The sequence below is a fragment of the Streptomyces sp. NPDC017529 genome (assembly GCF_044329785.1).
Taxonomy (GTDB): domain Bacteria; phylum Actinomycetota; class Actinomycetes; order Streptomycetales; family Streptomycetaceae; genus Streptomyces.
Map to the genome: position 1 here is coordinate 180256 of NZ_JBIRJY010000002.1, position 12871 is coordinate 193126.

General features: G+C 72.6%; 15 protein-coding genes. 6 read left to right on the forward strand and 9 right to left on the reverse strand.

Translation table 11 applies throughout. From position 1 onward, the window contains the following. Positions 1–70: 70 nt before the first annotated feature. Genes ACH4K4_RS04455 through ACH4K4_RS04465 form a run of 3 tightly spaced genes read right to left on the reverse strand, consistent with a single transcriptional unit; the run spans position 71 to position 1235 of the window. Positions 71–253: a helix-turn-helix domain-containing protein gene (locus tag ACH4K4_RS04455; protein ID WP_360130992.1), complete on the reverse strand. Its 183-nt coding sequence runs from the start codon at positions 251–253 to the stop codon at positions 71–73. Continuing rightward, positions 253–981 (reverse strand): hypothetical protein, encoded by a 729-nt coding sequence (locus tag ACH4K4_RS04460; protein WP_398164748.1) that lies wholly within the window; start codon positions 979–981, stop codon positions 253–255. The genes ACH4K4_RS04455 and ACH4K4_RS04460 overlap by 1 nt, the downstream gene beginning before the upstream one ends. Then, positions 978–1235, reverse strand: a complete 258-nt coding sequence (locus ACH4K4_RS04465) for a WhiB family transcriptional regulator (RefSeq protein ID WP_398164749.1) — start codon at positions 1233–1235, stop codon at positions 978–980. The genes ACH4K4_RS04460 and ACH4K4_RS04465 overlap by 4 nt, the downstream gene beginning before the upstream one ends. Before the next feature lie 233 nt (positions 1236–1468). Here ACH4K4_RS04465 and ACH4K4_RS04470 point away from each other — a divergent pair, with 233 nt between their 5' ends. Then, entirely contained in the window at positions 1469–1909 is a 441-nt protein-coding gene (locus ACH4K4_RS04470) for a transcriptional regulator (RefSeq protein WP_398164751.1), read from the forward strand. Between the two features lie 21 nt (positions 1910–1930). Then, the gene (locus ACH4K4_RS04475) at positions 1931–2329 is read left to right on the forward strand and encodes a hypothetical protein (protein ID WP_398164752.1); all 399 of its coding nucleotides are present in this window, start codon (positions 1931–1933) and stop codon (positions 2327–2329) included. A 30-nt stretch (positions 2330–2359) separates the two neighbouring features. Here ACH4K4_RS04475 and ACH4K4_RS04480 read toward each other — a convergent pair whose 3' ends face one another. The 4 genes from ACH4K4_RS04480 to ACH4K4_RS04495 form a co-directional block, all read right to left on the reverse strand. After that, entirely contained in the window at positions 2360–3190 is an 831-nt protein-coding gene (locus ACH4K4_RS04480; protein WP_398164753.1) for an MBL fold metallo-hydrolase, read from the reverse strand. Next, positions 3187–4119 (reverse strand): NUDIX hydrolase, encoded by a 933-nt coding sequence (locus ACH4K4_RS04485; protein WP_398164754.1) that lies wholly within the window; start codon positions 4117–4119, stop codon positions 3187–3189. Before ACH4K4_RS04485 ends, ACH4K4_RS04480 begins: the two co-directional genes overlap by 4 nt. Before the next feature lie 158 nt (positions 4120–4277). After that, positions 4278–4742 carry a RidA family protein gene (locus ACH4K4_RS04490; RefSeq protein ID WP_398164756.1) on the reverse strand — a complete coding sequence of 155 codons (465 nt, stop codon included), beginning with the start codon at positions 4740–4742 and terminating at the stop codon, positions 4278–4280. Beyond that, positions 4739–4900, reverse strand: a complete 162-nt coding sequence (locus ACH4K4_RS04495; protein ID WP_003981536.1) for a DUF4177 domain-containing protein — start codon at positions 4898–4900, stop codon at positions 4739–4741. The genes ACH4K4_RS04490 and ACH4K4_RS04495 overlap by 4 nt, the downstream gene beginning before the upstream one ends. A gap of 195 nt (positions 4901–5095) precedes the next feature. Between ACH4K4_RS04495 and ACH4K4_RS04500 the strand changes: the two genes are divergently transcribed. Both ACH4K4_RS04500 and ACH4K4_RS04505 read left to right on the forward strand, forming a co-directional pair. Then, entirely contained in the window at positions 5096–6142 is a 1047-nt protein-coding gene (locus tag ACH4K4_RS04500) for an ArsA-related P-loop ATPase (RefSeq protein ID WP_398164757.1), read from the forward strand. Beyond that, on the forward strand, positions 6139–7563 hold the full coding sequence (locus ACH4K4_RS04505; protein ID WP_398164758.1) for an ArsA family ATPase: 1425 nt from the start codon (positions 6139–6141) through the stop codon (positions 7561–7563). The genes ACH4K4_RS04500 and ACH4K4_RS04505 overlap by 4 nt, the downstream gene beginning before the upstream one ends. A gap of 386 nt (positions 7564–7949) precedes the next feature. Here the strand turns inward: ACH4K4_RS04505 and ACH4K4_RS04510 are convergent, their stop codons facing one another. Then, positions 7950–8342, reverse strand: coding sequence for a WhiB family transcriptional regulator (locus tag ACH4K4_RS04510; RefSeq protein ID WP_398164759.1), 393 nt, complete (start codon positions 8340–8342; stop codon positions 7950–7952). Positions 8343–8844: 502 nt separating this feature from the next. On the opposite strand from ACH4K4_RS04510, the gene ACH4K4_RS04515 reads away from it, so the two are divergent. After that, positions 8845–11043 (forward strand): transglycosylase domain-containing protein, encoded by a 2199-nt coding sequence (locus ACH4K4_RS04515; protein WP_398164761.1) that lies wholly within the window; start codon positions 8845–8847, stop codon positions 11041–11043. Positions 11044–11190: 147 nt separating this feature from the next. Here the strand turns inward: ACH4K4_RS04515 and ACH4K4_RS04520 are convergent, their stop codons facing one another. Further along, positions 11191–11655, reverse strand: a complete 465-nt coding sequence (locus ACH4K4_RS04520; RefSeq protein WP_398164763.1) for a GatB/YqeY domain-containing protein — start codon at positions 11653–11655, stop codon at positions 11191–11193. Positions 11656–11866: 211 nt separating this feature from the next. Here ACH4K4_RS04520 and ACH4K4_RS04525 point away from each other — a divergent pair, with 211 nt between their 5' ends. Further along, entirely contained in the window at positions 11867–12805 is a 939-nt protein-coding gene (locus ACH4K4_RS04525; protein ID WP_398164765.1) for a metallophosphoesterase, read from the forward strand. Positions 12806–12871 lie beyond the last annotated feature (66 nt).

Here is a 12871-nt window from a genome sequence, read left to right on the forward strand (position 1 = left end):
CCGCCTCACCAGCATCTGGTGAGGCGGGGCTCGTACGGCGGGTCTTCTCTCTAGAACGTGCCGCTTCCGGTCACAGCTCGCTTCTGCGGCGGGTGGCCCGCTCGGCGGCGAACACGTCCTCCAGCCGGAAGAGCAGCGCCCTCCCCTGCCGCCCGACCGCGGCCAGGTGGCCCTGCTGGACCCATTTGCGGATGGTGGCGGCGCTGACGCCGACCTCCGCCGCGGCCAGCGCGCCGGTCAGCAGTCCCGCGATCACAGGGCCGCCCCCAGCGCCGTGCGCCGCGGCCCGCCGCCGGCGCCGAGTTCGGCCCACCGCGCCTCCGGCCAGGTGTGCCGGTAGGCGGGGCTGTCCGTACAGCCGCAGTCCTCGTCCGTACAGCGGCAGGCGGGGTTGATGCAGAGCACCGCGCCGCGTACGGGGAAGGCGCGCAGCGACACCGAGTCGCACCACGGGCAGCGGCCGTCCACCCGCACCAGCGGCTCCACCTCGCCGAGCGCCCGGCCGCAGCGCCGCACCATCCGCCGGGCTTCGGCCCGTACGTGTGCGGCGAGCACCGGGTCGGCGGCGGCGCGGTCGAGCAGCGCGGCGATCCGGCGCAGCCGCTCCGGTACGTCCGCCTTGCGCGGCCGTCCCTCCCGGAGGCGGTCGCAGACCGCTTCCTCCAGTTCGACGACGCCGTCGGTGATGTCGCGCAGCGCGTCGGAGACCTCCAGCCGCAGCGGTGCCGCGCCGCCGCCGAGCGGGGCGATCCCGTTGCGCTCGTTCCAGCGGGCGGCCTCGCGGTCGGCCCGCGCTTCGCCGGCCTGCCGTTCCAGGGCCGCTTCGTCCAGGACGCGGGAGGGGCGGGAGCCGGGCCGGCCGGGGACGAGTTCGGTGACCAGCTCGGTGAACTGGCGGCTCAGCATGCCGAGCAGGGCGCGGGTCCGGATCGCGGTGCCGGTCTGTCCCGCGGCCACCGCGGCTTCGCTAGTCAGGTTCATGACAGTGGTACCTCTCGGCCGTTGCTCCAGAGCCGTCCGCCGCAGACGCCGTCGAACCAGGTGTTCGCGGGGTCCACGGTGCGCAGACAGGATTCGATGACAGGACAGGCGTTGCACGCGCGCAACACGGGACGGGCCTCGGCGGCCGTTCGGGAGAAGACCGCGGCGACCGGAAGGTCCGCACAGCGGGCACGCTCCCGCCAGTCCGGGAACTCGGGGGCCGGCCGCGGTATGAGCGGGGTCTGCTGCGTCATGTGCACTCCGATGAGAGATGACCGGACGGAGTGGGGGGACCGTGGGGGAAGTATTCGAACGCCTTTTCGAGGCTCTAAGAATCTTGCCACGTTGCGCGCTCGCACGCAACTCACACACCCTTCACCTCCCCTCCACAAGCCGTTCCCCCACCCCTCCACGGCCACCGGACCCGCGGCATTTCGCTCGCGCACGCGCGTTAGGCTGTCGCGCGGATGGAGGGAGCGGACTGCCCATGAAGGACGAACTGGAGGACTTCGCAGCCTGGATGGAGGACCTGATGAGGTCCCGGGGCTACGACATCGACCATCCGCGCGGCGGCGGACGGTCCAAGATCGCCGACGACGCGGGGGTACACCGCGCCGCGGTCACCCGGCTGCTCCAGCGGCAGAGCATGCCCGACCTCGCGACGATGCGCGGCCTGGCCCGTGCGCTGGAGGTGCCCGTACGGGACGTACTGATCCGATCGGGGAAACTGACCGAAGAGGACCTGCCACTGCCCGTGGCGTACTCTCCCCGCGGCACGGACCGGACCCGCGCCATCACCTTGGAGGAAGCCGCCGAACTTCTGGAGGTCCCGGCAGACCGGCGGGCACTCTTCGTCCAGGTGGCAGCACCGTTTCTGCCGTCGGAGGTGAGCAGGCCGCGGCAACGCCGGGCGGCGGGTGCCGGCTGAGGAAGGATCAGGGGGACACAGATGGGCCATGACGACGGGACAGCCGAACACCGGCGCCCCGGTGACGTCCGCGACGCCCTGGGGCAGGGCGACCGGGACTCCGCCCGGTCCGTCACGCTCGGCTCCCGTGAACTGGCGGACCTGCTGCTGGAGATGGGTCGCGCGGCGACCAGCGGCGAGCTGGGCGTCTACCGGCGCGACGAGCTCGACCGGGCACACGAATCGGGCTATGCGCAGGGGTGGCAGGACGCGGTGCAGTTCCTCGCCGAGCAGGGCGGCGCCGACCCGCACACCACCTCCCTCGCCGAGGTCATCGCCCTCATGGACGCCCCGCTCCCGGCGCCGCGCGCCAGCGAACTGCGCTCCCAGGAACCCCTGATGCCGCACCGCAAGCGCAAACCCGGCGAGCGGTCGGGGTGACCGGGCCGGCGCCGGGCGGGTGAGCGCCCCTCAGATCAGCCCGTGCTCACCCAGGTAGTCCAGCTGTGCCCGTACGGACAGTTCGGCGGCGGGCCACAGCGTGCGGTCCACGTCCGCGTACACGCTCGCGACGACCTCCGACGGCGTCCGGTGCCCCGCCTCCACCGCCGTCTCGACCTGCGCCAGCCGGTTGGCGCGGTGCGCGAGGTAGAACTCCACGGCGCCCTGCGCGTCGTTCAGCACGGGGCCGTGGCCCGGCAGCACGGTCGTGACGCCGTCGTCCACCGTCAGGGAGCGCAGCCGCCGCAGCGAGTCCAGGTAGTCGCCGAACCGGCCGTCCGGATGGGCGACGACGGTGGTGCCGCGGCCCAGGATCGTGTCGCCGGTCAGCACGGCGGCGTCGGCCGGCAGGTGGAAGGAGAGCGAGTCGGCGGTGTGCCCCGGGGTCGGTACGACCCGCAGTTCCAGGCCGCCGGTGGTGATCACGTCCCCCGCCGCCAGCCCCTCGTCGCCCAGGCGCAGCGCCGGGTCCAGGGCCCGCACGGGCGAGCCCGTCAGCTCGGCGAACCGCCCGGCGCCCTCGGAGTGGTCCGGGTGACCGTGCGTCAGGAGGGTCAGCGCGACCCGCTTCCCGGCCTGTTCCACGGCGTCGACGACGGCCTTGAGGTGGGTCTCGTCCAGCGGGCCCGGGTCGATGACCACCGCGAGGCGGGAGTCCGGCTCGGCGACGATCCAGGTGTTGGTGCCGTCCAGGGTCATCGGGGACGGGTTCGGGGCGAGCACGCACCGGGCGCGGTCGGTGGCGGGCCCGGCGATGTCCCCGCCCCGGGGCCGGCCGGGAAGGGCGGCTGCGTACGTCATGCGGTGGACTCTCCGGAGGTCGTGGGCGGGGCGGCGGCGGCCGGAGCGGACTGCGGCCCGGCGCCGATGCGCTTGGTGAACTCCTCGTGCCCCGGCCAGCTCAGGACGATCTCGCCGCCCCGGACCTCCGCCTGCGCGAGGACCGGCGCCAGATCCCGCCCGCCGGCCGCGGCGAGTGCCTCGGCGGCCGTCCCGTACGCCTCCAGGCCGCGCAGCGTCGAGATCGTCGGCGGCATCATCAGCAGCTCGCCGCGGTCGTAGCCGGCGGCGGCCTCGGCGGGGCGTATCCACACCGTACGGTCCGCTTCCGTGGAAGCGTTCCGGGTGCGCTGGCCCTCGGGCAGCGCGGCCACGAAGAACCAGGTGTCGTAGCGGCGCGGCTCGAACTCGGGGGTGATCCAGCGGGCCCACGCCCCCAGGAGGTCGCTGCGCAGCACGAGGCCGCGGCGGTCCAGGAAGTCCGCGAAGGACAGCTCGCGGGCGACCAGCGCCGCGCGGTCCGCCTCCCAGTCGTCACCGGTGGTGTCCGCGGCCACGGTCCCGGCGCAGGACCCGGCGAGCAGCACGCCCGCCTCCTCGAAGGTCTCCCGGACGGCCGCGCAGACGACGGCCTGCGCCGCCGCCTCGTCCCCCGCGCCGAAGCCGAGGCGGGCGGCCCACTCGGCGCGCGAGGGCCCGGCCCAGGCCACCGGCCGCTCGTCGCGCGGGTCGACGGACCCGCCGGGGTAGGCGTAGGCGCCGCCGGCGAAGGCCATGGAGGTGCGTCTGCGCAGCATGTGGACGGCGGGGCCGCCCGTGTCGGTGTCCCGCAGCAGCAGGACGGTCGCGGCCCGGCGGGGCGCCGCCGGAGTCAGCTCGCCGTGCGCGAGGGCCCGGATGCGGGCCGGCCATTCCGGCGGGTACCACTGGCCATTGGGGGTCGACGACATGGCCGGATGCTATGCGTTCGCGGGCGGATGTTCGAGAGGGCGTGGGAGGCCGGAGCGCGGCCGGACGGCGGCCGCCGGACCGGCGGACGGCACATACGGGCGCGGGGCGGGCCGGTTCCCCCGGCCCGCCCCGCGACGTCGTACGCGGCCGCGTGACGTCAGTCCGCGACCTCGACCTGCATCTCGACCTCGACCGGCGCGTCGATCGGCAGCACGGCCACGCCCACGGCGGAGCGGGCGTGCACGCCCTTGTCGCCCAGCACCTCGCCCAGCAGCTCGCTGGCGCCGTTGACGACGCCCGGCTGGCCGGTGAAGCCGGGGGCCGAGGCGACGAAGCCGACGACCTTGACGACCCGCACGATCTTGTCGAGGTCGCCGATCACGGACTTCACCGCGGCCAGCGCGTTCAGCGCGCAGGTCGCGGCCAGCTCCTTGGCCTGCTCGGGGCTGACCTCGGCGCCCACCTTGCCGGTGGCCGGCAGCGCGCCGTCCACCATCGGCAGCTGGCCGGAGGTGTGGACGTACGCGCCCGAGCGCACCGCGGGCTGGTACGCCGCCAGCGGCGGTACGACCTGCGGCAGCTTCAGGCCCAGCTCGGCGAGCTTCGCCTCCACCGCGCTCATGCCTGCTTCTCCCGCTTCAGGTAGGCCACCAGCTGCTCGGGGTTGTTCGGGCCCGGCACGACCTGGACCAGCTCCCAGCCGTCCTCGCCCCAGGTGTCCAGAATCTGCTTCGTCGCGTGCACGAGCAGCGGCACGGTCACGTATTCCCACTTGGTCATGGGGCCGAGCGTAATGCCTGTCCGCCCGGCGCGCGGACGCGGCGGGGCGGCCCGGCCGCACGGCGGGTACCGGGCCTTCCCCGGCCCGGCGCGGCACCGCGCCCACCGCGCACCGCACCTCTTCCGCGCCCCCGGCGCACAACCCGACGCCGGTCCCGTGCGTAGCCCGCCCCCGGACTGGTTAGGCTCCTTGGCGTGAGCAGGCTCCATGTCGTCAGTGGCAAGGGCGGTACCGGCAAGACCACGGTCGCCGCTGCCCTCGCCCTCGCCCTGGCCACCGAGGGACGCCGTACCCTCCTGGTCGAGGTCGAGGGCCGGCAGGGCATTGCCCAGGTGTTCGAGACCGAAGCGCTCCCGTACGAGGAGCGCAAGATCGCGGTGGCGCCGGGGCCCGACCCCAGAGGGGCGTCGCGCGGCGATTCCGCCGGGGGCGGCGGCACGCCGCGGGCGGGCGAGGTGCACGCACTCGCCATCGACGCCGAGCGGGCGCTCCTGGACTACCTCCAGATGTTCTACAAGCTCGGCGGCGCCGGCCGGGCCCTGAAGAAGCTCGGCGCCATCGACTTCGCCACGACCATCGCGCCCGGCCTGCGGGACGTCCTCCTGACGGGCAAGGCGTGCGAGGCGGTGCGCCGCAAGGACAAGCGCGGCCGGTACGTGTACGACGCGGTCGTCATGGACGCCCCGCCCACCGGCCGCATCACCCGCTTCCTGAACGTCAACGACGAGGTCGCCGGCCTGGCCAAGATCGGCCCGATCCACAACCAGGCGCAGGCCGTGATGCGCGTCCTGAAGTCCCCGGAAACCGCGGTCCACCTGGTCACGCTCCTGGAGGAGATGCCCGTACAGGAAACCGTGGACGGCGTCGCGGAGCTGCGCGCGGCCGGGCTGCCCGTGGGCGGCGTCGTGATCAACATGACCCGGCCCGAGGTGCTGGGCACCGGCGAGGTCGACATCGCCGCCAACGGGGCGCGCCGCGGCATCGCCGAGGCGCTGGCCGGAGCCGGGCTGAGCGGCGGCCGCCGCGGCGCAGCCGGTGTGACGTGGGCGGACGGGCTCATCGATCCGCTCCTCGAAGAGGCCGGCGAGCACGCGCAGCGCGTCGACCTGGAGCGCACCGGGCACGCCGAGCTGGCGGGCCTCGGCCTGCCCACCTACGAGCTGGAGCTGCTCCCCGAGGGAGTGGACCTCGCCGGGCTGTACCGGCTGGCGAGAGACCTGCGGAAACAGGGGCCCATATGACCGAGGAAGCGAGCATCCCGGACGAGAGCGCCGCGCAGACCCGGCGCACCGCGCCGCACGCCCCCGGGCGCGGCGCGCTGGACTCGCCCGCCGCCCCCCTCGAAGTCGACCCGCTGCTGGACGACCCGCACACCCGCATCGTGGTGTGCTGCGGCTCCGGCGGCGTCGGCAAGACCACGACCGCCGCGGCCCTCGGCGTACGCGCCGCCGAACGCGGCCGCAAGGCCGTCGTGCTGACCATCGACCCGGCCCGCCGGCTGGCGCAGTCGATGGGCATCTCGGAGCTGGACAACGTCCCCCGCCGGGTCAAGGGCGTCGACGAGAGCGCGGGCGGCGAGCTGCACGCCATGATGCTGGACATGAAGCGCACCTTCGACGAGATCGTCGAGGCGCACGCGGACGCCGAACGGGCCCGCGCGATCCTGGAGAACCCCTTCTACCAGTCCCTGTCGGCCGGTTTCGCGGGCACGCAGGAGTACATGGCCATGGAGAAGCTGGGCCAGCTGCGCACCCGCGACGCGTGGGACCTGATCATCGTCGACACGCCGCCCAGCCGCTCCGCGCTCGACTTCCTGGACGCGCCCAAGCGCCTCGGGTCGTTCCTGGACGGCAAGTTCATCCGGATACTCATGGCGCCGGCCAAGGCCGGCGGGCGGGCCGGCATGAAGTTCCTCAATGTCGGCATGTCGATGATGACCGGCACGCTCAGCAAGATCATGGGTGGCCAGCTCCTCCGCGACGTACAGACGTTCGCGGCCGCCATGGACACCATGTTCGGCGGCTTCCGTACGCGCGCGGACGCGACGTACCGGCTGCTCCAGGCGCCCGGCACCGCGTTCCTCGTGGTGGCGGCGCCGGAGCGGGACGCGCTGCGCGAGGCGGCGTACTTCGTCGAGCGGCTGGCCGCCGAGCGGATGCCGCTGGCCGGGCTCGTCCTGAACCGGGTGCACGGCAGCGGCGCCGCGCGGCTCAGCGCCGAGCGGGCGCTGGCCGCGGCCGAGGCCCTCGCGGACCGGGCCGCCGCCGAGGACGACCAGTGCGAAAATCTTGGCGGCGACGGCATTGTGGATCTAGAGGGCGGGAAGGCTGATTCTCGTACCGCCGACGGCCACTCCCCCGCCGCGGCGGCCTCACCCCCAACGGACGACACCCCCTCGGCGGCCCGCCTCGCCGCCGGACTGCTGCGGTTGCACGCCGAGCGCATGCAGGTGCTCGCACGCGAGCGGCGCACCCGCGACCGCTTCACCGCGCTGCATCCCGAGGTGCCGGTTGCGGAGATCGCCGCGATGCCCGGTGACGTCCACGACCTGGCAGGACTGCGCGCGATCGGCGACCGCCTCGCCGTACAGCAGCACGCCGCACAGCAACACGCCGCACAGCAACACGACGACGCCCACCACGCTGACGGCGACCACTCCTAGGACCGGCACCGACCGGGACACCGATACCGACCGGGGCCGACACGGCTGCCCACGGCGCTCGGACCCGCTACGTCACGGCACGCCTCATCCACAGCACCGGTCACAGGGCCGACCGGGGCGCGGCTGACCGGCCTCCCTGCCCGAATCCGGCCGCATACGGACGCTTACGGCCATGGGCACGGCTCGGGCATGGCTTGGACATGCCTGACCGCCACAACGGCCCTGCCCGTCACAACGGTCCTACCCGTCACGACGACATAGGTACCCGGGCGCCGGCGCCCGCGCGGCACCGCCGCGCCGACCGCTGCCCACCCGTACAGCTGCCCGCCCGTACACCGCACGACCGACACTGGACCGGTCGGCGTACGGCCTACGGCTACCGCCGTCTAGCCGACCGCGGCGTAGTTGTCGTAGGTGCCGTCGTAGCGGTCGCCGTACGCGTTGTCGTAGGTGCTCTCGTACGTCTCGTCGTCCTCACAGTCCACGGGCAGGATGCCCGTGCTGCGCTCGTATTCCGTGCGCGCCGTCTCCAACAGCCGGCGCCACGAGGTGACGGTCGGGCGGCGGCGCAGCAGCGCCCTCCGCTCGCGCTCGGTCATGCCGCCCCAGACACCGAACTCCACGCGGTTGTCCAGGGCGTCGGCCAGGCACTCCGTCCGCACCGGGCATCCGGTGCAGACCGCCTTGGCGCGGTTCTGGGCCGCCCCCTGAACGAACAGCTCGTCCGGATCGGTGGTGCGGCAGGCTGCCTGTGTACTCCAGTCGGTTACCCAGCTCATGCTGGCGCCGTCCTCTCCCGAATCGAGGCTCCCCCACGGCGGCAAGCGGCATATTCACCGTTGCCAGTTGAGGACGTTACGGAAGGCAGGCAGGGCGCAACACCCCCTTCGGGTCCAATCTTGGATGGCCCGAACGGACTATGCGTACGCGGCAGATCACCCAACGGAGTGAGCCGACGGCATACGTCACCTTCCCGGCAGTGTGGGGCACTTCACCAACGCCACAGCGGGATTCGGGCGACACATCCGGGCGTAAGGGACGCGGTCCGCGGGGGATTGCGGGGTTGACGGGCCGACACGATCTGTCTTCCCGGGCCGGACGGATTCAGATTAAGCGAACAGATGCCCGCCTGTCCGGTGATTGAGAACGTCGCCACCTCGCGAAGTCGAGATCACCGGCCGTCCCCGCCCGATCCCCCCGAATGTCACGGTCCGGTACGCGAACGGCCCGAGGGAGCACCGCTCCTCCTGAACTCCGCCCCCTAGGGATTAGGGTGCCCTTATGGGTAAGAAGCGCGACGGCGGGGGTCTGACCAAGACCCAGCAGGCCGCTAAATTCCTGGGTGTCAGCGTCCTCGCCGGAGCGGTGCTGGCGGGCCTGGCCCTTCCTGCCGCCGGCGCGCTGGGCCTCGCGGCCAAGGGATCGGTCGAGGGCTTCGACGAGATCCCCGCCAACCTCAAGACTCCGCCGCTGAGCCAGCGGACCACCATCCTCGACGCGAACGGCGGCGAGATCGCCAAGGTCTACTCGCGCGACCGCACCGTGGTCGACCTCAAGGACATGTCGCCGTACATCCAGAAGGCGATCGTCGCCATCGAGGACGCGCGCTTCTACCAGCACGGCGCGATCGACCTGAAGGGCATCCTGCGCGCGCTGAACAAGAACGCGCAGACCGGCGGCGTCTCCGAGGGCGCCTCGACGCTGACGCAGCAGTACGTGAAGAACGTCTTCATCGAGGAGGCCGGCGACGACCCGGACAAGGTCGCGCAGGCCACCCAGCAGACCATCGGCCGCAAGGTCAAGGAGCTGAAGTACGCGATCCAGGTCGAGGAGGAGCTGGGCAAGCAGAAGATCCTGCAGAACTACCTGAACATCACCTTCTTCGGGCAGCAGGCGTACGGGGTCGAGGCTGCCTCCCAGCGGTACTTCAGCAAGCACGCCAAGGACCTGACGCTGGACGAGTCCGCGCTGCTGGCGGGCATCGTGCAGTCGCCGAGCCGGTACGACCCGGTCAACGACCCCAAGGAGGCGATGCGGCGCCGCAACATCGTGCTGCAGCGGATGGCCGAAACGAAGGCCGTCACGCAGGCCCAGGCCGACGCCGCCGCCAAGAAGCCGATCAAGCTCAAGGTCAGCCGCCCCAAGAACGGCTGCATCACGGCGGGTTCGGGCGCCGGCTTCTTCTGCGACTACGTCCGCGAGGTGCTGCTGAACGACCCGGCGTTCGGCAAGACCAGGAAAGAGCGCGGAAAGCGCTGGAACCAGGGCGGCCTGACGATCCGTACGACGCTCGACCCGCAGACCCAGCAGTCGATCCAGTCGGCCGTCACCGGCCGGGTCTACGACAACGACCCGGTCGCGGCGGCGGCCACCATCGTCCAGCCCGGCACCGGCAAGATCCTCGGCATGGGCCAGTCGCGGCCGTACGGCTTCGGCACCCACCAGACCCAGATGAACCTGTCCGTCGACCAGAAGATGGGCGGCGGCGCGGGCTTCCAGCCCGGCTCGACGTTCAAGCCGGTGATCGCGGCGGCGGCCCTGGAGGCGGGCAAGAGCCCGGAGCAGTCGTACTCGTCGCCGTACAAGATGCCCTACCCGAGCCCGATCTCCACCTGTACGGGCCAGTGGACGGGCAGCGCCCCGGTCCAGAACGAGAACACCTCGGAGGTCGGCCCGTACAGCATGAAGGAGGCGACGGCGAAGTCGGTCAACACCTACTTCGTACAGCTCATCAGCGACATCGGTATCTGCCCCGCGACCAAGATGGCCGCCAAGATGGGCATCCAGCGGGCCGACGGAAAGCCGGTGGAGCAGAAGCCCGCCATCGCGCTCGGTTCCCCCGAGGTGTCCCCGCTGACCATGGCCAACGCGTACGCCACCTTCGCCAACGAGGGCGTCGCCTGCACGCCGGTCGCCATCGAGTCGATCACGGACACCACCGGCAAGGCGCTGACCGTGCCGAAGACCAGCTGCCGGCGCGCGATGTCGCAGCAGACCGCCAAGACCGTCAACACGCTGCTCAAGGGCGTGGTCGAGGACGGCACGGGCAAGCAGGCCGGGCTCCAGGGCCGGGACAGCGCGGGCAAGACCGGCACCACCGACAGCCGGTACGCCGCCTGGTTCACCGGCTATACCCCGAACATGGCCGGCGCGGTCTGGGTCGGCGACCCGGCCCACAAGCGGCAGATGTTCGACATCACCATCGGCGGCACCTTCCACGACAAGGTGTACGGCGCGGACACCCCCGGCCCGATCTGGCGCGAGGCGATGTCGGGCGCGCTGTCGGGCAAGCCCGCCCCGTCGCTGCCCACCGTCCCGATCGGCGACTCCGGCAAGAACAAGGACGACGGCAAGAACGGCGGCGGGGGCCGGCCGCGGCCCGGCGGAGGCGGCGGCGGCCAAGGTCACGGCGGCGGCCACGGCGGCGGCAAGCCGGGCGGCGGCTGGGACATCCCCGGGTTCCCCGATATCTTCGGCTGACACCGGCCGCCGGTCGCGGTGACACCGCGGCCCGCGGTACGGCGCTCCCGGCGAAGGAGCGCCCCGCGGCACAGCGCTCACGAAGAAGGGGCGCCCCACCGGATCTCCGGACGGGGCGCCCCTTCGCCGTTCCCTCTGCTTACTCCATCAACCCGCGAGCAGCTTCTTGACCACGGCGGCCACCCGGCCGCCCTCGGCCCGGCCCGCGATCTTCGGGTTCACGATCTTCATGACGGCGCCCATGGCCCGCGGCCCCTCGGCGCCGCCCGCCTTCGCCTCCGCCACGGCCTCGGCGACCAGGCCCGCCAGCTCCTCGTCCGACAGCGGCTTGGGCAGGTACTCGGCGAGCACCTCGCCCTCCGCGCGCTCCCGCTCCGCCGACTCGGCGCGGCCGCCCTGGTCGAACGCCTCGGCGGCCTCCCGGCGCTTCTTCGCCTCACGCGCGACGATCTTCTCGACCTCGGCGTCCGACAGCTCGCGCGCCTCGGTACCGGCCACCTCTTCCTTCTGGACGGCGGTCAGGGTGAGGCGGAGGGTGGAAGAGCGCAGCTCGTCACGGGCCTTGATGGCCGTGGTGAGGTCGTCCTGCAGCTTCGACTTGAGCGTGGTCATGACGTCGAGTATGCCCGTACCCGGCGCCGAACGCCCCACCATTACGTGCCGGTGGCACCGGGCCGGCGCCTTGGCCACCGCCCCGGCCGTGCCCCGGTGGCCGCCACGGCCGGTGCGGGCGTGTACCGAGGCGCTGCCGTCGCGCTGTCGGAGCACTGCCGGAGCACTGCCGATGCGCGATCCCTCCGCTTCCTCTGCGACGATGGGGAGTATGCGCGCCCGTTACGGAGTCCCCCTGTCCATCGCCGCGGCCGGTGCGGCGGGCCTGGCCTACGCCGCCGGATTCGAAGCCCGCTCCTTCAGACTGCGCCGGGTCACCGTGCCCGTACTGCCGCCCGGCATGCGGCCGTTGCGCGTCCTGCAGGTCTCCGACATCCACATGGTCAGCGGGCAGCGCAAGAAGCAGCGCTGGCTCCAGTCGCTGGCCGGGCTGCGCCCCGACTTCGTCGTCAACACGGGCGACAACCTCTCCGACCCCGAGGGGGTCCCGGAGGTGCTGGACGCGCTCGGTCCGCTCATGGAGTTCCCCGGCGCGTACGTCTTCGGCTCGAACGACTACTACGGGCCGAAGCTGCGCAACCCCGCCCGCTACCTGATCGAAAAGGCTCAGAAGCGGCACGGCCTGAACGGCAACCCGCCCGCCGTCGGCGTCGTCCACAACCCCTGGGAAGACCTGCGCGACGCCTTCGACACGGCCGGCTGGGTCAACCTCTCCAACACCCGCGGCCGCCTCAAGCTCGACGGCACGGCCGGCGGCTTCGAGATCGCCCTCACCGGTCTGGACGACCCGCACATCAAGCGGGACCGCTACGCCCACGTCGCCGGCGGCCCGGAGCCCGACGCGGACCTCTCCCTGGCCGTCGTACACGCCCCGTACCTGCGCACCCTGGACGCCTTCACCGCCGACGGCTACCCGCTGGTCCTGGCCGGCCACACCCACGGCGGCCAGCTCTGCATCCCCTTCTACGGGGCGCTGGTCACCAACTGCGACATCGACACGCAGCGGGTCAAGGGCCTGTCCACCCACACAGCGGGCGGCCACACCTCCTTCCTCCACGTCTCCGCAGGCTGCGGCACCAACCGCTATACCCCCGTCCGCTTCGCCTGCCCCCCGGAGGCGACACTCTTGACCCTCACGGCACGGGACTGACACTCCGGCCGGGGCCCGGCCACAACGACCGGGCCCCACAGGAGCGGCATACCGCCGAGGACCCGC